Here is a 1,266-nt window from a genome sequence, read left to right as displayed (position 1 = left end):
TGAACTTGCAACTATTTTTGAGACAAAATTTATATACTCTTTATGCTACATTTTTAGATAGATTAGACATTAAATTTTGATACTCTTTTATGGTTAAATTCCCTAAAGCCGAATGCCTTCTCTGAGTGTTATAAAATGTTTCTATATATTCAAACACAGAGTTTTTAGCATGATCTCTAGTTTCATATTTATTTTGATAGACAAGTTCGGTTTTCAGAGTTTTGAAAAAGCTCTCAGCTACAGCATTGTCATAACAATTTCCTTTTCCGCTCATGCTTCGGGTAATGTTTTTTCCGACTATTGATGTAAATTCTGTACACGCATATTGTATCCCTCTATCTGAATGGAAAATCAAGCTATCATGATCCTGTAAAGGACGATGGAGTCTTGCCATTTTCAAGGCCGCAATACTGGTGTCCTGAGCCTTCATCGTCTCACTTAATGACCAGCCGATAACCTTTCTGTCAAACAAATCAATGACTGTAGTAAGATACAACCAACCCTGACCTGTGCGGATATACGTAATATCAGACACCCAGACCTCTTTACTGCTTGTAACCTGAAAATTTTGATTCAAATAATTTTCAGCAACAGGGTATCGATGGGATGAGTTGGTAGTTTTCTTAAATTTTTTCTTTACAATACTTCTCAGGTTGCGTTCTCTCATTAGTCTGGCCACCAAAGGACGTGAAGCTCTCATTCCTTTTGCTTCCAGTTCTCGGGCAATACGAGGGCTTCCATATCTCCCACGGCTCCAATGATAAATACTAAAGATTTCTGCTGATAAAATGGCTCTTCTTTCTGATTGCTTACTCGGTTTTCTTTTCTTCCAATGATAAAAACTGCTCCTGCTTACCTTTAATACTTCGCACATCTTCCCGACAGGAAACACACCAGCGTGTTCTTTGATAAATTTATATCTTACCCGTCTCTCTTGGAGAAGATGCCTACCGCCTTTTTTAAGATATCACGTTCAAGCTTTGTTTCTTCTAGTTCTTTGCGAAGTCTCAATAACTCTTCCCTTATTGGATCAGAGGATATTAGTTTTTCCTTGCTAAGTTTACCTTCTTTGTGAAGTTTTCGCCAATTAACGAGACTTTCTTTACAGATCCCCAATTCTTCAGCTACCGAGGATACATTGCCTCGCTGCTCACTTAAAGATACTGCTTGGATCTTAAACTCTAGACTGTAATTTTTTCTGATCTTTTTCATACTCTTAAAGTTAAAGAGTATAAGAATCGTGTCCTAACAAAGTTAGCAACTCCA

Annotated in this window: 1 protein-coding gene; it reads right to left on the bottom strand. The window is 37.2% G+C overall.

Annotated elements, in window-relative coordinates; translation table 11 throughout:
- Positions 1 to 40: 40 nt before the first annotated feature.
- Positions 41 to 1,212 (bottom strand): IS3 family transposase gene (locus tag J4Q03_RS21300; protein WP_426050108.1). Its coding sequence is split into 2 segments (ribosomal slippage): positions 41 to 966 and positions 966 to 1,212, totalling 1,173 coding nucleotides; the frame shifts between segments, so codons are not numbered across the junction.
- Between the last annotated feature and the right edge of the window lie 54 nt (positions 1,213 to 1,266).

Origin of the sequence: Chryseobacterium sp. NFX27, from assembly GCF_049887855.1 — a bacterium.
Lineage (GTDB): Bacteria > Bacteroidota > Bacteroidia > Flavobacteriales > Weeksellaceae > Chryseobacterium.
The sequence above is the reverse complement of the archived record's forward strand: the minus strand, read 5'-3'. Positions and strand labels throughout refer to the sequence as shown.